This is a genomic window from Rubrivirga litoralis (genome assembly GCF_031846415.1).
In the GTDB taxonomy this organism is placed as follows: Bacteria; Bacteroidota; Rhodothermia; order Rhodothermales; family Rubricoccaceae; genus Rubrivirga; species Rubrivirga litoralis.
Genome location: NZ_JAVRHT010000002.1, coordinates 1 through 25449 on the forward strand (window position 1 = coordinate 1; position 25449 = coordinate 25449).

Annotated in this window: 19 protein-coding genes; 10 read left to right on the plus strand and 9 right to left on the minus strand. The window is 75.4% G+C overall.

Annotation, left to right across the window (positions count from 1 at the left end; genetic code table 11):
• A partial coding sequence (locus RM540_RS01505; RefSeq protein ID WP_311661493.1) for an RDD family protein occupies positions 1–730 on the minus strand: 730 nt, incomplete at its 3' end.
• A 140-nt stretch (positions 731–870) separates the two neighbouring features.
• Here RM540_RS01505 and RM540_RS01510 point away from each other — a divergent pair.
• The 10 genes from RM540_RS01510 to rimK all read left to right on the plus strand — a co-directional run bounded on the left by RM540_RS01510 (position 871) and on the right by rimK (position 13136).
• Complete coding sequence (locus RM540_RS01510; protein WP_311661494.1) at positions 871–1149, plus strand: hypothetical protein; 279 nt, start codon at positions 871–873, stop codon at positions 1147–1149.
• 165 nt (positions 1150–1314) lie between these two features.
• Positions 1315–2346, plus strand: coding sequence for a stage II sporulation protein M (locus tag RM540_RS01515; protein WP_311661495.1), 1032 nt, complete (start codon positions 1315–1317; stop codon positions 2344–2346).
• Positions 2343–3371, plus strand: a complete 1029-nt coding sequence (locus RM540_RS01520; protein ID WP_311661497.1) for a hypothetical protein — start codon at positions 2343–2345, stop codon at positions 3369–3371. The genes RM540_RS01515 and RM540_RS01520 overlap by 4 nt, the downstream gene beginning before the upstream one ends.
• On the plus strand, positions 3368–4180 hold the full coding sequence (locus RM540_RS01525) for a DUF4129 domain-containing protein (RefSeq protein WP_311661499.1): 813 nt from the start codon (positions 3368–3370) through the stop codon (positions 4178–4180). The genes RM540_RS01520 and RM540_RS01525 overlap by 4 nt, the downstream gene beginning before the upstream one ends.
• Positions 4177–5445, plus strand: coding sequence for a DUF4350 domain-containing protein (locus tag RM540_RS01530; protein ID WP_311661501.1), 1269 nt, complete (start codon positions 4177–4179; stop codon positions 5443–5445). The genes RM540_RS01525 and RM540_RS01530 overlap by 4 nt, the downstream gene beginning before the upstream one ends.
• A gap of 73 nt (positions 5446–5518) precedes the next feature.
• Positions 5519–6619 (plus strand): AAA family ATPase, encoded by a 1101-nt coding sequence (locus RM540_RS01535; RefSeq protein WP_311661503.1) that lies wholly within the window; start codon positions 5519–5521, stop codon positions 6617–6619.
• A gap of 251 nt (positions 6620–6870) precedes the next feature.
• On the plus strand, positions 6871–8151 hold the full coding sequence (locus RM540_RS01540; protein ID WP_311661505.1) for a DUF58 domain-containing protein: 1281 nt from the start codon (positions 6871–6873) through the stop codon (positions 8149–8151).
• A gap of 625 nt (positions 8152–8776) precedes the next feature.
• Positions 8777–11272 carry a M4 family metallopeptidase gene (locus RM540_RS01545; protein ID WP_311661507.1) on the plus strand — a complete coding sequence of 832 codons (2496 nt, stop codon included), beginning with the start codon at positions 8777–8779 and terminating at the stop codon, positions 11270–11272.
• Positions 11273–11659: 387 nt separating this feature from the next.
• Positions 11660–12130 carry an ATP-dependent zinc protease family protein gene (locus RM540_RS01550; protein WP_311661508.1) on the plus strand — a complete coding sequence of 157 codons (471 nt, stop codon included), beginning with the start codon at positions 11660–11662 and terminating at the stop codon, positions 12128–12130.
• A 109-nt stretch (positions 12131–12239) separates the two neighbouring features.
• A complete protein-coding gene (rimK, locus tag RM540_RS01555) occupies positions 12240–13136 on the plus strand; it encodes a 30S ribosomal protein S6--L-glutamate ligase (RefSeq protein ID WP_311661510.1) in 897 nt (298 codons plus the stop codon).
• A gap of 16 nt (positions 13137–13152) precedes the next feature.
• On the opposite strand, the gene RM540_RS01560 is transcribed toward rimK, so the two are convergent.
• The 8 genes from RM540_RS01560 to RM540_RS01595 form a co-directional block, all read right to left on the minus strand.
• Positions 13153–13995, minus strand: a complete 843-nt coding sequence (locus RM540_RS01560) for a GNAT family N-acetyltransferase (protein ID WP_311661511.1) — start codon at positions 13993–13995, stop codon at positions 13153–13155.
• 114 nt (positions 13996–14109) lie between these two features.
• Positions 14110–14922 (minus strand): hypothetical protein, encoded by an 813-nt coding sequence (locus tag RM540_RS01565; RefSeq protein ID WP_311661513.1) that lies wholly within the window; start codon positions 14920–14922, stop codon positions 14110–14112.
• A gap of 144 nt (positions 14923–15066) precedes the next feature.
• The gene (locus tag RM540_RS01570) at positions 15067–17544 is read right to left on the minus strand and encodes a M14 family zinc carboxypeptidase (protein ID WP_311661514.1); all 2478 of its coding nucleotides are present in this window, start codon (positions 17542–17544) and stop codon (positions 15067–15069) included.
• A 207-nt stretch (positions 17545–17751) separates the two neighbouring features.
• Complete coding sequence (locus RM540_RS01575) at positions 17752–18333, minus strand: hypothetical protein (protein ID WP_311661516.1); 582 nt, start codon at positions 18331–18333, stop codon at positions 17752–17754.
• 71 nt (positions 18334–18404) lie between these two features.
• Positions 18405–19286 carry a DUF2911 domain-containing protein gene (locus RM540_RS01580; protein WP_311661518.1) on the minus strand — a complete coding sequence of 294 codons (882 nt, stop codon included), beginning with the start codon at positions 19284–19286 and terminating at the stop codon, positions 18405–18407.
• A 140-nt stretch (positions 19287–19426) separates the two neighbouring features.
• Positions 19427–19624: a hypothetical protein gene (locus tag RM540_RS01585; RefSeq protein ID WP_311661519.1), complete on the minus strand. Its 198-nt coding sequence runs from the start codon at positions 19622–19624 to the stop codon at positions 19427–19429.
• Positions 19625–19698: 74 nt separating this feature from the next.
• Positions 19699–23544, minus strand: coding sequence for a choice-of-anchor Q domain-containing protein (locus RM540_RS01590; protein ID WP_311661520.1), 3846 nt, complete (start codon positions 23542–23544; stop codon positions 19699–19701).
• Positions 23545–23772: 228 nt separating this feature from the next.
• Positions 23773–25251, minus strand: a complete 1479-nt coding sequence (locus RM540_RS01595; RefSeq protein ID WP_311661521.1) for a T9SS type A sorting domain-containing protein — start codon at positions 25249–25251, stop codon at positions 23773–23775.
• Positions 25252–25449 lie beyond the last annotated feature (198 nt).

Below are 25449 nucleotides of genomic sequence, written 5' to 3' on the forward strand. Positions count from 1 at the left end.
CCCCGTAGCGGTCCACGAGCGCCGTGTGGTCGCGGACGACCGTCTCGAGGAACTCGGGCGCCGGCAGCGGCGACGGGCCGAGCGAGAGCTTGGCCTCGATCGCCTGCTTGGCCCGGTCCGCCAGCGCCGACGAGCGCCGGTCGCGCCGCGAGAGCCGGAGCCGGACGAGCACCGCGCGGAGCGTCTGCACGTCGGCGTCGGAGAGCGCCTCGGCCTCGGGCACGGCGGGGACGTACTCGGGCGGGGTGGGCGGGTAGAGGACCTCGGCGAGCCGGACGCGCCGCCGCTGGCGGATCACGGTCGTCCCCGCCGCGAGGTCGCCCAGCCGCTGCGCCCGCCGCGTGACGCCGACGGCCACGACGGCGACCGTCCCCGACGTCATCGTGACGTCGACGAACCGGAGCAGCCACCGCACGAGGTACTGGCCCAGCGTGGGCTGCGCGCCGTCGAGCCGGGCCACGCGGACCTTGAGCAGCCGCTTCCCCGGCGTCTGCCCGTCGAAGAACACCTCGAACAGGAGGTGGTAGAGGAGGACGGGGACGGCCACGAGGAGCACGACCAGCCACTCGGCATCGGCCCCGGCCCGGCCGAGCAGCCAGAAGAGGAGGAGGGCGTAGCCGACCCAGAGCGCCGTGTCGGCGGCCCACGCGAGGATCCGCTCGCCGAGCCCGGCCGGGGCCACGGCGAGCGCGACGTTCTGCGCGGTCTGGATCTGGAGCCGGTCGTCCACGCGGGGAAGCTACGCGGGCGGGGCGGGGTGGCGCCCGCCGCTCCGCCCGAGCGACCTCGTACGCGTGGGGCGGTAGCTTGGCCCCCTGACCTCGGTCTGGCACGACGCCGGACCGTCTTCATCACCCACCCCCCAGTCCCATGAAAACCACCCTTCTTGCCCTGGCCGTCGCGGTCTCGTTCGGGCTCACCGGCTGCGAGTCCGAGCAGGCCGAGGCCATCGACGAGCGCGGCGAGGCCATCGAAGAGGCCTACGAGGAGCGCGGCGACGCGATCGAGGAGCAGTACGACGACGCCGCCGACCGAGTCGACGAGCGGATCGAGGACGGTGCGCCTCCCGGAGACCGCGCCGACGTGATCGGCGACGGCGAGATCATCGACGAGCCGGGCGAGCCGGACGCCGACGCGCTCGGCCAGTAGACGCCCCGCGTCCGCTGAGCGGGGGCGCCCTGTCATGGGGCGCCCCCGCCTCTGTATTGGCGCCCCGCCCCGCCCGCGCGCCTTGGGCGGGGCGGCCGTCCTACGTCGTCGGTAGGTTCCAGGCCGCCCCGCCCCTCGGTTTTACCCTCCGGGTCCGCCCCGCCCATGCGCGAAGCCGTGTTCGTCCGCCGCCACGCCCCGGACTGGGAGGCGTTCGAGGACCGCTTGAAGGACGGCGGCGACCCCGACGCGCTCGCCGACGGCTACGTCCGCCTGGGCGACGACCTGGCCTACGCGCAGACGTTCTACCCGGGCTCGGCGACGGCCGCCTACCTCAACGACCTCTCGGCGCAGGTCCACGGGCGCATCTACCGGAACCGGCGCGAGGAGCGCGGGCGGCTCGGGCGGTTTTTCGCCGAGGAGGTCCCGCTCGCCGTGTGGGCGGGGCGGCGGGCGCTGCTGCTCTCGCTCGGGCTGTTCCTGGCCGCCGTCGCCGTCGGCGCGTGGTCGTCGGCGACCGACGCCGACTTCGTGCGCCTCATCCTGGGCGACGGCTACGTCAACATGACGCGGGCGAACATCGAGGCCGGCGACCCGCTCGCGGTCTACAAGAGCGCCCAGCCGCTCGACATGACGGTCGGGATCGCGCTCAACAACGTGATCGTGTCGTTCCTGGCCTTCGCCGGCTTTTTCCCCGTGGGCGGGGTGGTCCTGCCCGGGTTCTCGCTGGGGACCGCGACGGTCCTGGTCCAGAACGGGGTGATGGTCGGGGCGTTCGCGCACCTCTTCGTCGGCGAGGGGCTGGCAGGCGAGTGGTTCCGCGTCGTGTTCATCCACGGCGCCCTCGAACTCTCGGCGATCGTGGTCGCGGGCGGCGCGGGGTTCGTGATGGGCAACGCGCTCCTGTTCCCCGACACCTACCCGCGCCTGGCGAGCTTCCGGCGCGGCGCGAGGCAGGGCGCGAAGATCGTCGTCGGGCTGGTGCCCGTGTTCCTGGCCGCGGCGGCGCTCGAAGGGTTCATGACGCGGCGCACCGAGATGCCGCTGGCCCTGGCCGCGCTCGTCATCGGCGGCTCGTTCGCGTTCGTCCTGTTCTACTACGTGTGGCTCCCCCGGCGCGTCGCCCGCCGCGTGGCCGCCCGCCCCGCCGGCCCGCGGGCGCCCGCCCCGCCCGCCGCCCCGCCCGCCGCGCGATGATCTCCCCGTACCGCTTCCCCGACGACGGCCCCATCCGCTTCCGCCGCGAGCGCGACCTGGGCGACGTGATCAACGCGTCCGTCCGGTTCTGCCGCGAGACGTGGCGCGAGTGGCTCCCGGCGCTGGCCCTCATCGCCGGCCCGCTCTACGTGATCGGCGGGGCGCTGGAGTCGTTCGCGCCCGGTTGGGGGAGCGTGGTGAGCGCGTCCGCGGGCCTCCTCGTCGCCGCCGGCGCGTTCGGCTACGTCCGCCTCTACCGCGAGGGCGCCGAGGCGGTCGAGACGGCCGACGTGTGGGACGAGGCGAAGGGGCTGTTCTGGCCGACATTCACGTTCACGCTGTGCTGCGGCGGCGTCTTCCTCCTGCTCATGCTGCCCGTCCTGATCCTCGCCGGGCTGGCCGGGGCCGGGGGCGGAGTGGCCGCGGCGGCCACGGTCGGCGTCGTGGGCGTGCTGGTCCTGCTCGCCGCCCTCCTCGTCCTCTACCCGTACTACCTCGCCGGGCAGGCGGCGCGGCTGCTCGACGAGGACGCTTTCTCCGACGCCGTCCGCCGCGTCCACGGGCTAATCCGCGAGGAGCGGGGGTTCGCGCTGGGGACGTCCGTCGTGCTCCTGTTTATCGTCGGGTTAGGGACCTTCGTGATTGCGGGGATGGTGGCCGGACTCACGTTCCCGTATGCCCTCGAAGGCTCGGTCCCGCTCTGGGCCGGCGTGCTGACGGGGCTGGCCTCGCTCGTCGTGCTCCCGTTCAGCGTGTTCTACTACGTGGCCTCGGCGTTCCTCTACGAGAGCCTGAGCGCGCGCGTCGAGGGGACCGAGCTCGGCGAGGGCATCGAGGCGATCGCCGCCGCGACCGGCCTGGGCGGGGCGGGCGGGGCGGCCCGCTCCGAGCCGCCCCGCCCCGACCTCGCGCACCCCGAGCCGCCCCGCCCCGACGACGCGCCCGCCGACGACGCGTCCCCCGACGACGGGCCGCCGGGCAGGGCGGGCGGGTTCCGCGGCGGCGGGTTCCGGGCGGGCTCGTGAGGGCAGCCGTCGTCTTGGTCGCGCTACTCCTCGCGGGCGGGGCGGGGCGGGCGCAGGAGGCGGGGCCGCCGCCGCCGCCGGCCGAGGCCGCCCCGCCCGAGCTCCACACGGCGCGCGTCCGGCCGCGGGCGGTGCCCGACTCGCTGCTCGGCGCGCTCGCGGCCGACCCCGCGTTCCAGTACGACCGCCCGGTCGCTGAGCAGCCGTCGCTGTGGGACCGCTTTTGGCGGTGGTTTGCCGAGACGTTCCTGAGCCCGGCCCTCGACGGCCTCGTCTCGCGGCCCGTGGCGGCCCTCCTCATGGCGCTCGCGGCGCTCGCCGCCGTGTGGGTGGTGCTCCGGCTCGTGCGCGGCGAGGGCTCCCGCGTCTTCGGCCGCCGCGACCTCGCGCCCGGCGCGTCCGACCCGCTCCTCGACGTCGACGACCTGCAGGGCGTGGACTTGGCGGGGCGGCTCCGGCAGGCGCTCGCGGGCGGCGACCACCGGGCGGCCGTGCGGCTCCGGTACCTGCTGGCGCTGCAGGAGATGGAGGACGCGGGCCTCGTGGTGTGGTCGAGGGAAAAGACGAACCGGACCTACGTGGCCGAGGCCCGCCGTGCCGACGCCGCCGTGGGCGGGGCGTTCGCCGAGGCCACGCGCGTGTTCGACTGGGTGTGGTACGGCGGCCTCGCCGTCGACGCCGACCGCTACGGCCGGTTCGAGGCCCGGTTCGACCGGCTCGACGCCGCGCTCGGCCGCCCCGCCCGGCCCGCGGGCCGGACCGCCGCCCCGCCCCCGGCGGAGGCGCCGCCAGCGGAGGCCGCGTCGTGAGGCGCGCGCTCCCCTGGCTCGTCATCGGCGGCGTGGTCCTGGCCCTCGTCCTCATCGAGGCGTTCCGGGCGCGGCCCTACGACAGTCGGCTCCGCGCCGAGCGGAGCGGGGTGGAGCCGTTCGACGCCGAGGTGTTCTACCGGCTGCTCCCCGCGTGGCTGGGCGCGCCGGTCGAGCCCGTCGACCGCCCGCCGTTCGAGCGGCTGGCGGACACGACGCTGACGGGCACGCTCTACCTGTTCCTCACCGACTCGTTCGAGCCCGACGAGGCCGAGTCCGACCGGCTCCTCGCGTTCGCCCGGCGCGGCAACACGGTCCTCGCCGTGGCCCAGGACTTTGGTGGCCCGTTCTCGTTCGCCCTCAGCGGCGAGGACTCGACGGCGGTCGACGGCCTGGACACGGCCTACGCCGACTTGTTCGGATTCGGCGACCTGGCGGCGACCGACGTGCTCTACCTCCCGTCCGTCGCCCGCGGCCGCGCCTACGCGTTCCCGACGGCCGTCGCGGCCGCCCCGCTCGTCGGCATCGACTCGTCGACGACGTCGCTCGTGGCGACGAACGAGCTCGGCGAGCCCGTCGCCGTGGTCGTCCGCGTCGGGGCGGGGCGGGTGGTCCTGTCGTCGGCTCCGCTCGCGTTCACGAACGCGGCGCTGGCCGGCGAGGGAGACGCGGCGGCCTGGGTGGGCGGCGTGCTGGGGGCCGCACCGGCGCCGGAGCGCGTGCTGTGGGACGGGTTCTACAAGCCGCTCCGCAGCCGGGCTGGCTCGCGGCTGGGCGTGGCCACGCGCGTGCCCGGGCTCCGCTGGGCGCTCGCGCTCGCGCTCCTCGGCGCCTTTTTGCTCGTCGCCTTCCGCGGGCGCCGCTGGCAGCGGGCGATCCCGGTCGTGGCGCCGCCGCCGAACGCGCAGCGCGAGTTCGCCCGCGTGCTCGGGCGGCTCCACTTCGAGGACGGCGACACGCAGTGGCTGGCGCGGCGCAAGGCACTGGCCTTCGAGGACGCGCTCCGCACGCGGCTCGGGATCGCCGACGCCGACCTCTCGGACGGCACGGCCCGCCGCGCCGCCGCCCGCGCGGGCGTGGACGAGGCCGACGCGCTCGCCCTGTTCGCCCGCCTCCGCACCCTCCGCGCCGACCCCTCGCCGGAGCCCGCCCGCCTCCTCCGCGCCGACCGCGACGTCCAAGACTTCCTGGCCCGCGCCGACCTGGGCGCGGCCCGAAGCGGGGCGGCCCGAAGCGGGGCGGCACGGGCGGGGCGGGGCCGGTAGCTTCGGGCCGCCCCGCCCACGTCGACCGCGCCGCCCCGCTCATCCGACCCGCTCGCGCACCCGCCGCGCCCGTATGACGCCTACCGATCCGGACGCCCGCCCCGCCCCGCTCGACACACCGCCCGACGCGCCGCCCGCCGAGGGCGGGGCGGCGCCCGCCACCCCGCCCCGTGTCGCCCCGCCGAACGGGACGGGCGGGGTGGTCGACGACCTGACGCCGCAGACCGACCTCGGCCCGCTCGCCGACGCCGTCGACCGCCTCCGCGCCGAAGTCGGCAAGCTGATCGTCGGGCAGGGCGCATTCGTGGACGAGGTCGTCGCGGCCATCCTCGCCGGCGGCCACGTGCTGATCGAGGGCGTCCCCGGCGTGGCCAAGACGCTCACGGCCAAGCTCGTCGCGCGCGCCAGCGGTCTCGACTACAGCCGCATCCAGTTCACGCCCGACCTCATGCCGGCCGACGTGCTGGGGACGTCCGTGTTCAGCCCCAAGTCGGGCGAGTTCTCGTTCCACCGCGGGCCGATCTTCGCCCAGGTGGTCCTGATCGACGAGATCAACCGGGCGCCGGCCAAGACGCAGGCGGCCCTGTTCGAGACCATGGAGGAGCGGCAGGCGACGGTCGACGGGACGACCTACCCGATGCCGTCGCCGTTCGTGGTGCTCGCGACGCAGAACCCGATCGAGCACGAGGGGACGTACCGGTTGCCCGAGGCCCAGCTCGACCGCTTCCTGTTCAAGGTCCTCGTGGGCTACCCGTCGCTGGACGAGGAGGCCGAGATCCTGCGCCAGTTCCAGGACCACGGCGGCCGCGTCGACCTGGAGCGCGTCCGCCCGGTCCTGACGGCCGACGAGGTCGAGGCCGCGCGCGCGGCCGTCCGCGCCGTCCGCGTGGCGCCGCCCGTGCTCCGCTACGCGGCCGAGATCGTGGCGGCCACGCGGAGCCACCCCGCCCTGTCGCTGGGCGCCAGCCCGCGCGCCTCGCTCGCGCTCGTGACGGGCGCCAAGGCCGTCGCCGCCATGTCGGGCCGCGACTTCGCCACGCCCGACGACGTCGCCGCGGTCGCCGCCCCGGCCCTGCGCCACCGCGTGCTGCTCACGCCCGAGCGCGAGATCGAGGGCGTCCGCCCCGAGACGGTCCTCCAGCGGATCGTGGCCGAGGTCGAGGTGCCGCGGTGAGCGGGACGGGGGACCGGGGACTAGGGACGGGGGGGGAGGAGGGCTCAACCGCCCCGCCCCGACCACGCCGCGCGTCGGGGCGGGGCGGCCCACGCCGACGGGCGGGGCGGCCGGGGGCGAAGCGCGCCCCGACGGGTTCCGCGTCTGCCCGTCCCCCGTCTCGAGTCCCCAATCCCTTCCGCGACCTTTTCCTCCCCCGGCGCTTTTTCGCCGTCCTGTGGTCGCTGGTCGCCCTGTTCGTGGCGGCGGCCGTGTGGGCGCCGCTGCTGCCCGTCGCGGTCGTCGCCGTGTCGGCGTTCGGCGTCCTGGTCCTCGCCGACGCGCTCCTCCTGTGGCGGACGCCCGGGGGCGGGCTGGACGGCGCGCGGGCGCTCGACGACAAGCTGTCGCTGGGCGACCAGAACGAGGTGCGCCTCGTGGTGCGGAGCGGGTACCCGTTCGCCGCGCGCGTCCGCGTGCTCGACGAGGTCCCCGTCCAGTTCCAGAAGCGCGACGCCGGCGCCGTGGTCCCGGTCGAGGCGCGCGGCGAGGCGCGGCTGACGTACACGCTGCGCCCGACGGCGCGCGGCGAGTACGCGTTCGGGACGCTCAACCTGTTCGCGGCGACGCCGCTGGGCCTCGTGCTCCGCCGGTTCCGCACGGCCGCGGCCGAGACGGTCGCCGTCTACCCGTCGATCCTCCAGATGCAGCGGTACGCGTTCCTCGCGGCGTCGGACCGGCTCGAAGAGGTCGGCGTGAAGCGGGTCCGCCGGCTGGGCCAGACGCTCGAGTTCGACCAGGTCCGCGAGTACGTGGCCGGCGACGACCGCCGCCTCGTGAACTGGAAGGCCACGGCGCGGCGGAGCACGGGCGGGGCGGGCACGGGCGGGGTGGCGCGGCTCATGGTGAACCAGTACCAGGAGGAGCGGGCGCAGCCGGTCGTGGCCGCGCTCGACATGGGCCGCGCCATGCGGTCGCCGTTCGACGGCCTCACGCTCCTCGACCACTCGGTGAACGCGGCGCTCGTGCTCCTGAACACAGCGCTGGGCAAGGACGACCAGGCGGGACTGGTCGCGTTCGACCGCGAGGTCCGCGTGGTCGTGCCGGCGGGGCGGCGGCGGGGGCAGCTCCCGGCGCTCCTCGACGCGCTCTACCGGCTGGACCCGGGCTTTACCGACCCCAGCTTCGAGGCGCTCTACGCGGCGCTGCGGGGCCGGCTCCGTCAGCGGTCGCTGGTCCTCCTGTTCACGAACGTCGACACGCGGGCCGGCCTGGAGCGGCGGCTCCCGGTCCTCCGGCGGATCGCGCGGCTCCACCGGCTGGTCGTGGTCCTGTTCGAGAACACGGGCATCCGCGGCCTCCTCGACGACCGGGCGGAGCGGCTGGAGGACGTCTACACGAAGGCGGTCGCCGAGGGGCTGGCCCTGGAAAAGCGCGAGGTCGCGCGGACGCTCGAACGCCACGGCATCGGCGCGCTCCTGACCTCGCCGGAGTCGCTGACGGTCGACGCCGTCAACCGCTACATCCAGATCAAGGCGCGCGGGGCGTTCTAGGCTCCTTCCGGGTTGGTACGGGGTACGGTTTCTATCGCTGTGTTCAGCTCTTGCTGACAGGGTTCGTCCTGGCCTCGTCCATCATCCTAAGCTCCTCCGAGGAGACGGACTCCCTAACCAGCTACAGCGACCACCCCGCCCCGCAGTAGCCGCTTGACGCAGCACGGAGAGACGGTGCGGTTGCCGGCCTCGTGCCTCCTCCCCACCGGGGAGGGCCAGGGGAGACGCGCAGCGGCCACCCCGCCCTTCGGGGCGCAGGCCTCTCAGGACGTGGCTCCAGGCGCCGATCGCCGACGGGGCGGGGCGGGACGAGCGGCATCGGGGCGGCGGCCACCCCGCCCCATCGTTCGCGGCCGGGGCGGGGCGAACGGCGGCGCGCTCTGTGCTCGTCGGCATGGGAACGTGAGAGAGACGTGCAGGCGTCGGGGCGGGGTGGGGGACGGCTTGCGGAAAGGTTCGGATTACTTGAGGAATGCCCTGAGGCGGCCGATACGCGGTTGCAGCCCTGGCACGTACGGGGCGGTAGGGGATACCCTGGTGCAAAGCGCTGTGCCCTGGCGCACCTCCGGGCCGGACGTCTCCTGCCCGCCTCCCACCACACCCTCTCTCTGTGACCTTCGGTTTTTTGTCCCCCCGCCCCGCCCTCCGTCGGGCGTTACTCACTCTCTCCGTCGCCGCCCTCGGCTCCACCGCCTCGGCCCAGCCGTCTCCTTCGCCTCCCGCGGTCACGTTCGACGCGGACGCCCTCACGCGCGCCGCGTGGGACGAGGACCGCGGCTCGCCCCAGTTTCTCGCCGGTGACCTCGGCGTGTTCACCGCGGCGCCCGAGACCGCGGCCCGCGAGTTCCTGACGGCCAACGCGGCCACGTTCGGGTTCGAGGCCGCCCCCGACGTCCGCCTCGTGCGCGCCGAGCGCGACGACCTGGGCCTGGAGCACGTCGTCGTCCAGCAGGAGGTCGGCGGCGTTCCGGTGTGGGGGGCCGAGAGCTCGCTCCACATCGACGCCGACGGCCGGGCCTACGCCTGGGGCGGCGCGCTCCACCCCGGCGCCGAAGACGTCCAGATCCGCCCGGCCTTCCGCGGCGACCGTGCGCTGGCCGAGGCCCGCGCGGCGCTCGGGCCGATCGAGGAGCGGGCGTCGGTCCCGGCCGAGGACGACGCCGACGCCATCGACTGGACGCCGACGGCGTCGCTCGTGGTCTACCCCCACGACGGCGCCTACGTGCTCGCGTACCACGTCCGCCTGTTCGTGGACCGGCCGTGGCCGGCCAACTGGGAGGTGTTCGTCGACGCCCAGACGGGGGCCGTCCTCCACCGCTTCAACTCCATCCACACGATCGACCCGCGGGCGGGGCGGCCCGCGCCGGTCGGCGTGCCCTCGGCGGGCCGTGCACCGTCGTCCTCGCCCGTGTTCGTGGGCGCCCCGGCGTCTGGGTCGGGGCGGTCGCTCTACGACGGGACCGTCCCGCTCGCGACCGAGCGGAAGGGCGGCACGTACCGGCTCCGCGACAAGACGCGCGGGCCGAAGTACATCCGCACGCTCTCGGCCCAGGGCCTGAACTGGGCGCCGGGCGGGGAGGTGACCGACCGCGACAACCAGTTCACGCGCGCCGCGCACCGCGCGGCGGTCAGCGTCCACGCCGCGGCCGCGCGCACCATCGACTACTACCAGGACACGCACGGCCGGAGCAGCTACGACGGCAAGGACGGCTCGATCACGTCGACGGTCAACTTCGACTTTTTCCCGGGCGGCGTCGGCTTTAACGGCGCGTTCTGGAGCGGCGAGCAGATGATCTACGGCGACGGCGACGGCGAGACGTTCTCGCCGCTCGTGGACCTCGACATCGTGGCCCACGAGCTCACGCACGCCGTGACGCGCTCGACGGCCGGGCTCATCTACGAGAACGAGTCGGGCGCGCTGAACGAGGCGGTCTCCGACATCTTCGCCGTCATGGTCGACCGCGAGGACTACCGCGTCGGCGAGGACTCGTACACGCCGGGCCGCTCGGGCGACGCGCTCCGCTACCTCGATAACCCGGAGCGCGGCGACCAGCCCGCCCACTACGACGACCGCTACACGGGGTCCGAGGACAACGGCGGCGTCCACCGGAACTCGGGCATCGCCAACAAGCAGGCGTACCTCACGATGGCCGGGGGCTCGTTCCGCGGGCAGTCGGTGGAGTCCATCGGGCGCAAGGCGACCGAGCGGATCTGGTACCGGGCGCTCACGCGCTACTTCACGGCGTCGACCGACTTTGCCGGCGCCCGCGAGGGGACGCTCCAGGCCACGGCCGACCTGTACGGCTCGGGCTCGAAGCAGTACCGCGCGGTCGCCGACGCGTGGGCGGCCGTCGGCGTGGGCGAGGCCTCGGAGGCCGCCCCGCCCACCGCCCCGCCCACGGCGCCCTCGTTCCCCCGCACGACCGTGTGGTACTACCTCGAGAACCTGGCCACGGCGGAGCGGCTCGACACCGACGGCGACCGCCGGGTCGACGTCGACCGCGGCACGGCGACTGACAAGCAGTGGCGGTTCGAGAGCGCCGGCGGCTCGTACTGGTTTATCGAGAACCGGCGGACCGGCAAGCGCCTCAGCACCAACGGGTGCAAGAGCGACGTGCTCACGACCGGCGGGACGTCCGACGCCCAGCGGTGGAAGCTGGTCGACGCCGGCGGCGACCACTACTACCTCGAGAGCAAGGCGTGCAAGCGGTACCGGCTCGACACGGACGGGAACCGCAGCCCGGTCGACGTGAACCGCGGCAAGGCCCGCGACAAGCGGTGGGCGTTCGTCGAGGGGCGCTCGTTCAACGGCGTCCTCGCCGCCGAGCCCGCGGCGCTCGTCGCGGCCGAGGCCGCGGTCGACGTGCTCGCCCTGCGGGTGTACCCGAACCCGGCCCACGCGCAGGCGACGCTCGCGCTCGACGTGCCCGAGGCCGGCTCGGCGCGCGTCGTCGTGGTCGACCTGCTGGGCCGCGAGGTGGCCTCGGTCCTCGACGGCGCGGTCGAGGCTGGTCGTCGGCAGATCGCGCTGGACACGGCTGGGCTCCCGGCCGGCGTCTACGTGGTCGTCGCCGACGTCGCGGGCCAGCGCCTGACGGAGCGGGTCACGGTCGTGCGCTAGCCGCCCCGCCCCGTTCACCCGGTGCGACGAGCGCCCCCGCCCCGCCCGGGCGGGGGCGCTTTTTGTTGCAGAGGGATGGGGGATGCGCGCTCCGCGCGCTCGGGATGGGGGATGGGCAGAGGCGCGGCCCGGACCGCCCCGCCCTCGGCACGGGTCGAGGTGCGGTCTGGAGCCACCCCGCCCTGGGCGGGGCGAACTCCGAGGGCGGGGCGGTCGAGGGGCGGGGCGGGCACCTTCCGCTCGCCGCTCGCCGCTCGCCGCTCGCCGCTCGCCGCTCGCCGCTCGCCGCTCGCCGACCTTCCGCCCGTTTTTCGCCGCGGCCCATTGCGCGGGCGGGGCGGGGTGGGGACCTTCCGCCCCCCCTCGCCCACGCTGCCCGCCCCGCCCATGACCGAGTCCCCCGTCGTCGTCGGCTGGCGCGAGTGGGTAGCGTTCCCCGACGTGGGCCTGCTCGCGGTGCGCGCGAAGGTCGACACCGGCGCGGCCACGTCGGCGCTCCACGCCCACAACCGCGAGACGTTCGTCCGCGACGGCGAGCCGTGGGCGCGGTTCGTGGTCCACCCGTTCTTCCGCACCGAGCGGCTGTCGGTCGCCTGCGAGGCGCCGGTCATCGACGAGCGGTCGGTGACGTCGTCGAGCGGGCACACCGAGACGCGCGTGGTGGTCGGCGTCACGCTCCGGCTCGGGACCACGTCCGACGCGCCCGAGTGGCCCGTCGAGGTCACGCTCACCGACCGCCGGCGGATGCGCTTCCCCATGCTCCTCGGCCGCGAGGCCATGGCGGGGCGGGTGCTCGTCGACTCCGGCGCCTCGTTCCTCCTCGGCCGCCCCGACCACCCCGCCTCGCTGTACGAGTGAGCCGGCGGGTCGATGGGCGAGGGTTCGCTTCCGGCCGTTCGCCGGGCCGCCCCGCCCGCTGACCCCGAACCGACTCACTGACCCCACCGACCGACTGACCCACCGACCTATGCGCATCGCCGTCCTCTCCCGGAACCCCGACCTGTACTCGACGCGTCGCCTCGTCGAGGCCGCCGAGGCGCGGGGCCACGAGGTCCAGATCCTCGACACGCTCCGGTGCACGGCGCACCTCACAGCGCGCGGCCCCGAGGTCCACTACGAGGGCGCGCGGCTCGACCCGCCCGACGCCATCATCCCGCGTGTGGGCGCCTCGATCACGTTCTACGGGCTGTCCATCGTGCGCCAGTTCGAGGCCATGGGCGTGTGGACGCTGAACGGGGCTGTCGGCATCACGCGCTCGCGCGACAAGCTCCGTGCCCACCAGTTCCTCGCCCGCAAGGGCATCGCGCTCCCGCGCACGGCGTTCGCCCACAAGGCCGACGACGCGGCCGACCTCATCACGTCGGTCGGCGGGCCGCCGGTCATCGTCAAGCTCCTCGAAGGGACGCAGGGCGTGGGCGTGGTGCTGTGCGAGACCAAGAAGGCGGCCGAGAGCGTGATCCAGGCGTTCCGCGGCATGAAGGCCTACCTCCTCGTCCAGGAGTTCATCAAAGAGGCGGGCGGGGCGGACGTCCGCCTGTTCGTGGTCGGCGACCGCGTGATCGCGGGCATGAAGCGGCAGGGGGCCGAGGGCGAGTTCCGCTCGAACCTCCACCGCGGCGGGAGCGCGTCGCAGATCAAGATCAGCCCGGAGGAGCGCAAGACGGCCGTGGCCGCGTGCAAGGCGCTGGGGCTCAAGGTGGCCGGCGTCGACGTGCTCCAGTCCGAGCGCGGGCCGCTGGTGCTGGAGGTCAACTCGTCGCCGGGCCTGGAGGGGATCGAGACGTCGACGGGCAAGGACGTGGCCGGCGCGGTGGTCTCGTTCGTGGAGAAGAGCCTCGCCGGCCGCGCGGCGTCCGCGTCGTAGCGCGCCCGCCCCGCCCTCACGGCCCGAACTCGACGTCGAGCGCGTCCGCGACGGGCGCGTAGCCCAGGCGGCGGTAGATGGCGTTCGAGGTCGGGTTCGCGAGGTCGGTGTAGAGCGAGCAGAACCGGGCGCCGCCGCCGAGCAGGTGCCGGCTGAGCGCGGCGACGACGCCCGTCGCGTACCCGCGCCCGCGGAGCGGGGCGGGCGTGTAGACGGCGCCGACGCGGGCGCCGTGGGGCGACCGCGCGACGACGGCCGCCATCGCCGCCGCCCCGCCCTCGTCCCACAGCCAGACGTCGCCGGCGGCCACCCACCGCTCGGCCAGGGCGCGGGCGTCGGACGGCGCCGCCCCCGTTTCGGCGTCGAACGCGCCGAGCCACGCGGCCACCGTGCCCACGTCGTCGGGTTGGGCGGGGCGGGCGCGCCCTGCGGCGGGGCGGTTCGGCGGCACGAGGCGCGTCAGCTCGAACACGCGCTGGCGCATGCCAGGGCGGGCGTGGACGCCGTGCCGCCCCGCCCACACGCGCCCGAACGCTTCGGCGAGGTCGGGCGGACCGAGCACGGCGGGGAGATCGCCGAACGGCTCGGCGGCGTCGGCCACGAGCGGGAGCGCGGCGGGCGGCATCCGCGTGAGCACCAGCTTGTGCGGCGGCGTCCGCAGCGCGGCGCCGACCACCCCGCTCTCGTCTTCGACCGTGGCGAGGAGGGCGGGGGCGGGGCGGTCGCTCGCGGCGAGGCCGGCGGCGATCCCCAGCATGAGCGAGTACTCGGCCTCGGCGCGGAGGAGCCACGGCCTGGCGCGGTCGAGGAACGCGCGGGGCGCTCCGTGAACGACGACGCGGGGCGGGGCGGCGGGCATGGCGCGGGCGGGGCGGCCTGTGGTCTCGGCACAGGGTACGGCTCCTCGGTAGGCCTTCCACGTATTCGGTCCCTTCCTGAAATCGGTCCCGAGGTCGCCCGCCCCGCCCGCGGATCAGTGGGCGTCGTGCGCGCCCGAGCCGTGGTCCATCCCGTCGTGGCTGTCGTGGCCGTACATCGCGTTCCAGACGTCGGCGGGGTCGTCGGCGTAGACGTTGAGGTGGGCCATCCACCCGAAGGCGGTCGGGAGGAACCGGCCGCCGAGTTGGTCGCAGGCGGACGGGGTCGCCGTCGGGCTCTCCGGCCCGAACGCGGCCTCGCCGCCGGCGAGCGTGCGCGCCCACGCCGCCTCGTCCCAGATCGGGCGGGGCACGCACACGTTCTGGTGGAGGTGCCACTGCGTGACCGAGAGCGGCACGCGGGCGTCGAGCTCGGCGAGCGGGGCGTCGGCGGGCGCCGTGTACATGGCCCCGAGCAGGCGGAGGCCGCCCCGCCCGTCGCGCTCGTAGAGGAGCGCGCCCGGCGCGTCGGGGTTGATGACGTCCTGCTCGGCGGCCGACCGCTGCTGGTGGATGTAGTGGATGATCTGGAGGCCCGGCGTGGGCTCGGGCGGGAACGGCCGGTAGCCGTCGGCCACGGCGTCCTCGACGTCGCGGTAGCGGGCGATCGACCGGCGCGTCTCGGCGAGGAGCCGGTCGGCGCGCGCGCGGTCGCCCGGCTGGGTCCGCGTGAGCCGCGTCATCGACGCGTGCGGGTCGCCCGGCATCGGGTCCGCCCCGCCCAGAGCGCGGACGTCGGCGGTCGGGGCCGAGATGGCGTCGGCGACCGCGTCGTCTACCATCGTCGCGCACCCGGGCAGCGCGGCGAGGGCGAGGGCGGCGGCCCAGACGGTGGACGCGCGGGCGGGGCGGGGCGGGGAAAACGGCATGGCGGGGCGGGCGAGCGGTCTCGGCGCCTCACCCGCAAAGTCCCTGCCACGGACATGCCGCCCCGCCCCCGACCAAGCAGCCTCTTCGCGGTCGAAGCGGCCTCCCACCACCCCGCTCCGGGTCGGGCGGGGCGGCGGTCTGTTCTACTCCGCCCCCAGCCCGAAGACGGCGTTCGCGAACAAGAGCTGGCCGTCGGCCCAGAAGCCGCGGAAGATCGGGGTGTCGAGGAGGTAGACCACCTCGCCGTCGCCCAGGTCTTCGACGCCGAACACGAGCGAGTCCGTGAGCCGGTCCTGCGCGCGGCGCCCGGCGAACCCGGCCGCCGGCGTGCCGCTGCGGAGCACGCCCACGTTCCACCCGTCGGCCAGGAAGTCGACCGGGCTCGTGCCCTGCTTGACGACGTAGGTGTGGTCGGGGTAGCCGTAGGCGAGCGGGTGCGTCTCGTCGAGCGCCACGCGGTAGACGGCGCCGGGGACGCCGCCCGATACGCCCTCGCGCTCGCGGTCGCCGTAGCGGCGGAGGCGGCCGTCGGCCGTCGAGTCGGGCGCCGGCGCCTCGCGCGTGGCGATCCCGAACCCGTCCTTGCCCGCGAACGCCCGCGCCGCGCCCTCCATCGCCACCAGCCGGCCGCCGGCGCGGACCCAGCCGCGGAGCGCCTCGGCCCGGTCGTCGGTCAGCCACGCGCCGTAGCGGCCGTCCGGGAGCACGAGCACGTCGGCGTCGTCGAGGTCGGCGCGCGAGAAGCCGTCGGCGCGGAGGAGCGTGGCCGGGTAGTCGACCACGCGGTCGAACCAGTGCCACACCTCGCCGAGCGCCGTCGGCGCGACGGGCTCGTCGGTGAGGACCGCCACGCGCGGGCCGCGCGCGAAGCCGACGCGGTTCGAGCCCAGGTCCGCCCCGCTCGTGGCGAACCCGGTCCCCAGCGCCACGGCCGGCCGCCCCGCCCGCGCCGCCGCCTCGCGGACGACGGCGTCGAACCGCTCGCCCAGGCGCCCGTTGCCCGCGCGCGTGGCGACGACCGAGCCGCGCCGGAAGCGGCGGCCCTCGGCCTCGAACGGCTCCGGCACCACGCGCACGCCCACCTCCTCGCGGAGCAGCTCGGCCAGCACGCGGGCGTCCTGCGGGCTCTCCCACGGCAGGACGTAGGCGTAGGGCCGCGCCGCCGCGGGCGCGAGCGGGGCCGACGGCGCCGCCCCGCCCGCGTCGACGGCCGACTCCAGCGCCAGCCCCTCGACGCCGTACACGTAGGGCAGCGCCCACGCCGTCACGTCGTAGGTGACGGAGTCGACGAGCGCCGGCTCGGGCTCGAACAGGACGGCCGCGAGCCGCCCCTTCGGCTGGTCGAGGGAAACGACGAGGTCGCCCGGCTGCACCGTCAGGCGCTCGGGCGGGGCGGGGCGGTCGAGGCCGCCGGCGTAGCGGACGCCGCGCGCCGTCTGCTCCCGCCCCGCCCACCCGTACCGGATGCCCTGCAGGTCGAGGAGCGCGGCCAGCGCCTCCAGCCGCCCGGCGTCGCCGCGCGCGGCGAACGCGACGGCCGGGCCGGCGGGCGGGGTGGCGAACCCGGCGGCGAACGCGCGGCCCACGCGGTCGGCGTCGCCGGCGACGGTGGCGACCGTTTCGAGCCCGGTCGCGACGTGGTTTCGAATGCGGTCGGCCAGCGTCAGCGTGTCGCCCTCTGTTGTGCGGATCGCGAGCCCGGCCCGGCCGCTCCCGCCCTGCTCGTACGTCATGCCCACGGCGCCGTTGAACGTGGGCCAGGTGTCGCCGTAGCCCGGGTAGAGCAAGTCGAACACCTCGCGCGTGAAGTAGAGCCAGCCCTCGCGGTCGAACACGCGGGCGTTCGCGCGGCCGATCTCGGTCTGGACCGCGCGCTGCCACGGCAGCACGCGCGGGTGGAACGGCTCGGCGGCCGGGGCGAAGTAGTACGGGCTGTCGACGCCCTGCTCGTGGAAGTCGACGTGGACGGCCGGCATCCAGGCGTTGTAGACGGCGAGCCGCGCGCGCGTCTCGGGCTGCGTGCCCCACGCCCAGTCGCGGTTGAGGTCGAAGAGGTAGTGGTTGAACCGGCCGCCGGGCCACGGCTCGTCGTGCTCCCACGCCTCGGGGCTGGGGTCGGGCGCGTCGCCGCGGCGCTGGCGGTAGCCGCTCACGTAGCGCTCGCGGCCGTCGGGGTTGAGGCACGGGTCGAGGACCACGACCACGTCGCGGAGCCAGGCGTCGGCGCGCGGCGTGGTCAGCTCGTAGAGCGTCCGCAGGGCGGCCTCGGTGCTGACGGCCTCGTTGCCGTGGACGTTGTAGCTCAGCCAGACCACGAGCTTCTCGGGCGCCGCCCCGCCCTCGGTCGCGCGGAGCGAGCTCCGGCGGACGGCGTCGACGTCGGTCCCCTCGGCGGCGACGACGAGCGTGACGAGCGGGCGGCCTTCGGGCGTCTCGCCGTACGGCGAGAGCGCCACGCGCGGCGACGCGGCGGCCACGGCCTCGACGTAGTCGACGACCCGGTGGTGCGGCGTGAACCGCTCGCCCAGGTCGTACCCGAGGAACGCCTCGGGCGTGGGCACCTGGGCCAGCGCGGGGCCGGCGACGAGGAGGACGGCGAGCGGGGCGAGGCGGAAGCGCACGGGCGGGGCGGAGTCAAAGGGCGGGGTGGGAGCGCGGAAGGTACCCGCCCTTTGGGTCCGCCCCGGCAGGCGCCGCGGGCGACGACTCTGCCGCTCCGCCCCGCCCGGTGTAGACGCGGATCAAGCAAAAGGCCACTTCATCCCGCACGAAGAGAGGCGGGCGGGGCGGGGCGGCCGGTGCCGTGCGCGGAGCCTCCCGCGCGTCCGCTAGGCGGCCCGCGCCCGCCGCCACACCGTCGGGGCCGGCACGTCGAGGACGGCGTGGGCCGCGAACAGGTCGGCCAGGTCGCGGCGGAGCCCGGCGGCGGTGGGGGCCTCGGGGCCGGCGGCGATCTGGTCGGCGACGGAGATCATGAACTGGCTCCAGTCGGTCACCGAGACGCCGGGCCGCAGGGCGGCCGGGTGGGGCAGGGGCGGGGCGGAGCGGAGCCACGTCCACCGGAGCCATGTCTCGTCGTCCCACCCGCGCGCGGGCGCCCCGGCCCCCAGCCGGAGCCAGAGCCGGACGGCCCGCTGGTGCTCGCGGACGGCGGCGGCGAGGGCGGGCAGGCGGTGCGCGTGGCGGACGCGGAGGCCACCGACGGCCTCGACGACGTCGACCGACCGCAGGCGCACCTCCTGGAGCGTCTGGGCCAGCGTCCACCGCTCGCCCTCGGCCGGGCGCCGGACGGGGTGGGGCGGGCGGGCCGCCTCGACGTCGAACTGGAACGAGTACTCGGCAAGGTGCTCGGCGTGCCGGGACGTCGGCGCGGCCTCGACGGGCGGGGCGGGGCGGTCGCGTACGGTCATCGGGGTGGGGGAGGGACCTGCATCCAACCTCGTACCCTTGGGTGACAGCCGCGTGTCACACGGCTTCGGCTCTATGGGCGTCCGCCCAACCGTCCGAGTGCCGCGTCTGCTCCAGCGGCGTCGCCGGCCCGTCGGCGTGCTCGCGCGTAGGTCCGCACGTCCTCCTCGGAGGCGTCGGCGTAGGCGGCGTCGCGGGCCTCGGCTGCCTCGTCCGAGCGCCCCAGCGCGTCGAGCAGTCCGGCCCGCGTCATCCGGTTGCCGAACCCCGGCCGGAGCTCGACCGAGCGGTCGGCCCAGGCGAGGGCGTCGTCCAGGCGGCGGCCGGCGTCGAGCGCGTAGGCGGCGATCTGGTCCCAGCCCTCGGGGAAGAACCCGCCCACGCCCCGCAGCTCGCGCTCCATCGAGGCGAGGACGACGGCCGGCGTGTCGGCCCCGATGCGGACCGGGACCTCCCGCCCCGCCCAGTGGAGGACGAGGGTGGCGGAGTCGTCGTCGGGCGCGTCGAAGCGGTACGCCAGCCGCTCCTTGGGCGGGGCGGCCCGGGGCGTGACGGCGACGCGGAGGGCGTCCTCGCTCGGGTCGTAGGAGTACGAGCCCCACGCCTCGGAGACCGTCGAGAAGATGACGGTCCAGTCCCCGTCGGTCGGGATCACGTGGAGGCCGTAGGTGCCGGCTGGCAGCGTCGCTCCCTCGACCTGGATGTCGGTCGAGGTCGTGAAGACGGTGTTCTCGTTGGCGCCGGCCCGCCACACCTCGCCGTAGGGGACGAGCTCGCCCCAGACGGTGCGCCCGCCGACGGCCGGGCGGTGGTAGTCGACGGCGAGGTCGGTGAGACCGATGGTCTGCGCGACGCGCGCGTGCGGGCTCGCGAGCGGGGCCGCAAGCTGGCGCTGCGCGCTCGCGGCGGACGCGGAGAGGACGAGGAGGACGGCGGCGAGGGCGGGGAGGCGCATGGGGTGGGGCGGGGCGGCGGGGGAGTGTACCGACGCCAGCCGCTCGCACGCTGCCCGTCCTGGTCGTGGCGCGCGGGACGAGACGGCGACGGCCGGCCCCCGCTACGAGGCCGGCCGTCACGGTGCGCGCGGGGCGGCCCCTACGACGTGGGCTCGTCGTCGCGGAGGAACCCGCCGTCGCTGCCGACGAGCGCATCGAGCGTCTTCTCTCCGTCCGGCCCCGCTGTCCGAGCCGCAACTGTCCCCAGCAGTGTGAGCGTGGGCAGGGCGTAGGGCGGGCGGGATCGGGGGGCGCCGTGGGCGGTCGGGGCGGGGCGGTCGGTCGGGGGCGTGGTCATGGTGCGTACTGGTGGGGGTAAAGGGAGTGGAACCCCGCCCCGCCCGAGACGCCGGGCGGGGCGGTCCGAGCGGGTCAGCGGGCGACGGTGAGCCGGGCCGTCTGGACCCCGCCCCCGGTCGCCACGCGGACGACGTAGACGCCGGCCGGGAGCGACCCCGCTCGCAGCGACACCTCGTGGCGGCCCCGGGCGAACGGGCCGTCGGCGGCGACCACGACCTCGCGGCCGAGCGCGTCGTAGACGGCCACGCGCGCCGCCCCGCCCTCGGCGAGCCCAAAGGCCACCGTCGCCTGGCTCGCCGTCGGGTTCGGCCACGCGGCCACCGTCAGGTCGATCTCTCCCGCCCCCTCGGCCGAGACCGCTTGGCCGAACACGCTGAGGAGCGCCTGGCGGAACGCCTGCATCTCGGCCTCCGTCGCCGCGCCCCCGACCGAGCCGAAGACCGCCCGGTCCCGGTCGTAGACCACGGCCGCGACGACGCGGCCGAGCACGGAGGCAACTGGGGCGCCGGCGGCCGCCGTCCCCTCGACGAGCGCGAACGCGCCCGGGTCGTCGAAGAACACGTCGTCCGGGAGCGCCTTGTCGCCGCCCGCCGAGGCGAGGACGTAGACGTCGCCCGGGGCGACGGTCCCGTCGGCGACGGCCGAGTAGCGGACGGTCTCGTCGAACGGGTCGAACGTCACGAACGAGCACGTCGAGAGGTCGACGGCCAGGTCTCCCTCGTTGCGGACGCCGGCAAACTCGCCGGTCGCGTTCATGAACGAGCCGCCGGGGACCGTCGAGAAGTCGTCGGCCATGACCGACGTCGGGGTGCCGTTGCCGTCGGCGTCGAACGAGACCCGCGAGCTCTGCGAGCAGGCCACGGCGCCGCCGCCGTCGCCGTCGCCGCGCTCGAACGCGCCCAGGTCGTCCTGGTCGTCGCCGCGGGGCTCCCCGCGCTGGTCGACCGCGAGCGCCGTCTGGCCGGCGTCGATGGCCGGGCTGTCGTTCAGGAGCGCGTGCGTGAGCGTCGGCCCGCCGTTGTCGGCGAGCGGGGCGAGCGCGGGGTCCTGGCCGAAAATGGCGTTTTCACCCGCGCCATTGAAGGCGCAGTCGTCGCCCCGGTCCTCGACGAGGAGGAACCCGCCGGTGGCGTACCGCCCGAAGCAGTCGTCCCCCGAGCCGGCGGCCGTGTTGTCCCCGACGATCGCGTTGTCGACCGAGACCGTCGCCGACCCCACCAGCGAGCTGATGGCGAGCCCGCCGCCGTTCGCTCCGGCCGCGTTCCGCGCTACCGTCACGCTCTCGAGCGACGTGTCGCCGCCGGGGAGCGTGTAGACGCCGCCGCCGTCGCCGGACGCCGCGTTCCCGCTGACGGTCGAGTTCGAGACTGCGAGCGTGCCCGAGGCGCTGTTCCAGAGCCCGCCGCCCTGCGCGGACGAGTTGTTCGAGACCGTCGTCTGCGAGAGCGTCGCCGAGCCCGCCCCGCCCACGTGGACGCCGCCGCCGTTGCCGGGGTTGGCGCTGGCGATCCGGTTGCCGTCGACCGACACCTTCGAGAGCGAGAGGGTCCCGCCGTCGGCCACCTCGACGCCGCCGCCGGCGCGGTTGGCCCGGTTGCCCGAGACCTCGCCGAGCGTCATCGACACCGACGCGCCGCCGGCCACGAGCACCGCCCCGCCCGAGCCCGCCGCGCCCGTCGCGCCGTTGTCCGAGAACCTCGCCGAGGTGACCGTGACGTCGGCGCCGGTCTCGGCGTAGAGGCCGCCGCCGCCGTTCGCGGCGTCGTCGCCCGTCGCGGTGTTCCCCGCGATCAGGGTGGGGACGTCGCGGGCGGGCTGGACCACGAGCGCCGCGTTCGACCACAGGCCGCCGCCCTCGACGGCCGTGTTCCCGGTGAACGCCCCCCCGTTGACGGTCACGCTGCCGCCGCCGGAGTGGAGGCCGCCGCCGTTGCCCGGGTTCGCCCCGGCGATCGCGTTGCCGCGGACGGCAACGTCGTTGAGCGCGACGGTCCCGCCGGCGTCCTCGATCCCGGCTCCGGCGCGGGCGGCCCGGTTGCCCAGGATGTCGCCGCCGTCGATCAGGAGCGTACCCCCGTTGTTGAGGATGCCGCCGCCCGAGCCGGACGCGCCGCTCGCGACGTTCTCCGAGACCACGACGCCCCCGTCGGCGTCGTCGCCGAGGTCGTCGTTGGGGAGGCCCGCGATCTGCACGAACCCGCCCTGGTTGTAGAGGCCGCCGCCGCCCTGGTCGGCGTCGTCGCCCGTCGCCTCGTTCCGCGTGACGAGCGCGGCCTCAATGCTCACGTTCTGCGCCGCCATCATGTCCCACATCTGGGTCATCATGGCGCCGCCCACGCGGTCGGCCGCGCGGGCGGCCATGTCGTCCTCGTCGGCCGTCACGATGAGGAACCCGCTCGACCACAGGCCGCCGCCCTCGACGGCCGTGTTGTCCGCGAACGTCCCGCCGCCGACGACGACCGTCCCGCCGCCGCCGTGGACCGCCCCGCCGTTGCCGGGGTTCGCCCCGGCGTCGTTCCCCGTCACGTTGGTCATGACGAGGATGGTGGTCGAGCGCTCGCCGTCGGCCTCGACCCCGCCGCCGGCCCGGTTGGCCGTGTTGCCCGAGACGGTCGTGGTCATGACCATGAGGGTCCCCCCGCTGTTGAACACGCCGCCGCCGGAGCCGGCCGCGCCCGTCGCCCGGTTGCCCTCGACGGCGACGTTGCCCGAGATCGTGGTCGAGCCCGCGCCCCACACGCCGCCGCCGCCCATGCCGGCCTCGGCGCCTCGGGCCTCGTTCCCGCGGATCGTGGACGAGCCCCCGTTGGTCGTCGTGATGACGATGGACGTGCCGTCGGCGCCGTGGATGCCGCCGCCGTTGACCCCGGCTACGCTGTCCGTCACGTCGACGTCCGTGAACGTCGCCTCGCTCCCCGCCTTGAGGTCGACCGCCCCGCCCGCGTCCGGCGCCGAGGAGCCTGTGCGGGAGTCGCCGTTCTGGAGCCGGAGCGACGTAAAGGCCACGCGCTGCTCCGAGCCCGCCCCGCCCGCCGCGTCGACGTCGAAGACGCGGCTGGCGCCCTGGGCGTCGACCGTCACGGAGCCGACGGCCGAGGCGTCAATGGCCACGTCGTCGCTCACGAGGAGCTCGCCGAGCGTGAGGGCGACCGTGTAGCTCGCGGCGAACGTGATCGTGTCGCCGTCGGGGGCGCCGGCCGCGCAGCCGTCGACGGCCGCGTTCGTGTTCGCCGCCCGGATCGCCTCGCGGAGCGAGCAGTCGCCGTCGGCGTTGTCTTCGTCCGCGCCCGTGTCGACGACGATCCCGCCGCTCCCAGAGGCCATGCCGAACGTCTGCCCCGCGTTGACGTTGCCGGGCGAGTCCTCGCCGGGGCCGGTCCACGCAAAATCGCCGTAGGCGGTACCCGCGCCCGCGAGCTGGAGGGACTGGCCTGCCGGGGGCGGCGGCTCCTCGGACACGCCGATGTCCGTGCTGGTCATGCCCTCAGCCGCGCCGTCGGTCGCCTCGAACGTCCCTCTGTAGGAGAGGAACTGCACGTTCGTAGCCCCTGGCCCGACGAGCGCGAGGCCGTCGGTGTCTCCGTTCTGGATGCCTTCGCGAGCGAAGGAGAGCGTCCCGAAGCCGTCCTGCTGGTCGGGGATGGTCCCCGAGAGGCGCACGGTGGCGTAGCGGTTCCCGCCCGCGCCGTTGTAGAGCTCGACCGACCAGTCCGAGAGGTCCGTCCCGGCCGGTCCCGCGACCTCGACGAACTCCCCGACGTCTCCGCCCGTGTTGTCGTAGTGGATCTCGTTGACGAAGACGCTCTGTGCAGACGCAGCGGGGCTGGCCGTCATCATGAGGGCGGTCCCCATCAGGAGGAGGAGGCCATGGGACGCGGTCCGCACGTGGGCGGGCGGGGTGGTAGCAGGTGTGAGCATCGTAGGTAGAGAAAGAGGGCGCGCAGGCTTCGCGTGTAAGACGATCAGGATCAGACAAGTAAGCCTGTGTCGGGGTGAGGCACAAGGTCACTTGGTGCTCATTGTCTGCTCATTTATCTACTACGGATCCAGAAGCCACGTCCACCGTCCAGAAGGTGGTGAGGCTCCGCTCTGGCCCATGGTGGCCCGCCCCGCCCGCGTGGGCGGGGCGGCTCCGGGCGGGGCGGGTCAGCGGACGACTGTAAGCCGGGCCGTCCGCACCCCGCCCTCGGTCGTTACGCGGACGACGTAGACGCCGGCCGGGAGCGCTCGGGCGGGGAGGCCGACCACGTGGCGGCCCGACCCGAACGGGCCGTCGGCGGCCACGGCCACCTCGCGCCCGAGCGCGTCGTAGACGGCCACGCGGGCCGCCCCGCCCGCGGCGAGCCCGAAGGCTACGGTGGCGGCCCCGCGCGTCGGGTTCGGCCACGCGGCCACCGCTAGGTCGAGGCCGCCGTCCGCTTCCGCGGGCGTGGCCTGGTCGAAGACGGCGGCGAGGGCCTGCTCGAACGCCTGCCTCTCCGCCTCCGTGGCCCCGCCCGCGACCGACGCGGACACCGCCCGGTCCCGGTCGTAGACCACGGCCGCGACGACGCGGCCGAGCACGGCGGCCACGTCGTCGCCGACGGCGGCGGTCCTCTCGACGAGCGCGAACGCGCCCGGCCCGTCGGGGAGAGTCTGGGCGGGGAGGACCTGGTCGCCGCCTTCGTTCGCGAACACGTAGGCGCCTCCGGCGGCGACGGCCCCCGAGGCGGGGGCCGCGTACGTGACCTGTCCGGCCGACGCGTCGAGCGCGACGAACGAGCACGCCGAAAGGTCGACGGCCGCCCCGCCCGCGCCCTCGTGGCGGACTCCGGCAAACTCGCCGAGGGCGTCGCCGTCGTCCGTCGGGTCGAAGTCGTCGGGCGCGACCGGGCCGCCGCTCCCGTCGACGTCGAACGAGAGCGGGGCGGCCCGCGTGCAGGCGAGGGGCGCCACGGCGGCGACGCCCGTGACGGCCACGTCGTCGAGGGCGACGTCCTCGTCCCCGGCGTCGAGCCGGATCGTGATCGTGAGGTCGAGCGTGGACCCGGTCCCGGGGATCGCGGCCGAGAACGCGGCGAACGCCGGCGTCAGCTCGGCGCCGTCCCCGACGCCGTCCAGGTCCGTGTCGACGCGGGGCGCCGTGTTGGTCTCGCCCTGGTCTTCGATCGCGAAGACGCGGACGGCCGCCCCGCCGTCGATCTGCGCGACGACGCGGACGTAGTCGGACGCGTCCCAGTCCTCGTCGCCGTTGGCGGCGTCGTCTTCGGCGAACCGGGCCGAAAACGAGAGGTCGGCGAGGCCCGAGATGTCGATCCCGCTGAACGTGAGCGACTGCGTCGCGCTGCCCCCGTCGCCGTCGATGTCCTGGGCCGCAAAGTAGAACGCTCCCCCGGCCCCCGTGACGGCGTACGACGGGTCCACGTCGGAGCCGTCCGTGCGCGTGAAAAAGTCGCTGCCCCCGTCCGTAAACTCAGGCGTCGACGTCACGTATTCGACAGCGCCGTCCTCGAAGTCCTCGAACAGGACCGTCGTCTGGGCGCGCGCGGCGGAGGTCATGACGGCGGCGAGGAGGGCGAGCCGCCCCAGCGACAACGCCGGGGCTAGAAGGGCACGCTGCGTCCGGGGAGTAACGAGTGGGGTCATCGGTGGCTGAGGCGGATGGAGAAGAGGGGCCGAACCCGCCGTCCGGCCCGTTCAAGCAACCCGGCACGGACCGGGCGTACAAGCCGCTCCGCTCGGCGACGCTTCGCCGCGACCCTGAAACCAGGGCGCCGTGGCTCCGGCGGGCGCCTGCTCCCGCTCCGCCGTCGCCTAAAACGTCATAGGGATGAGCCGTCGTGG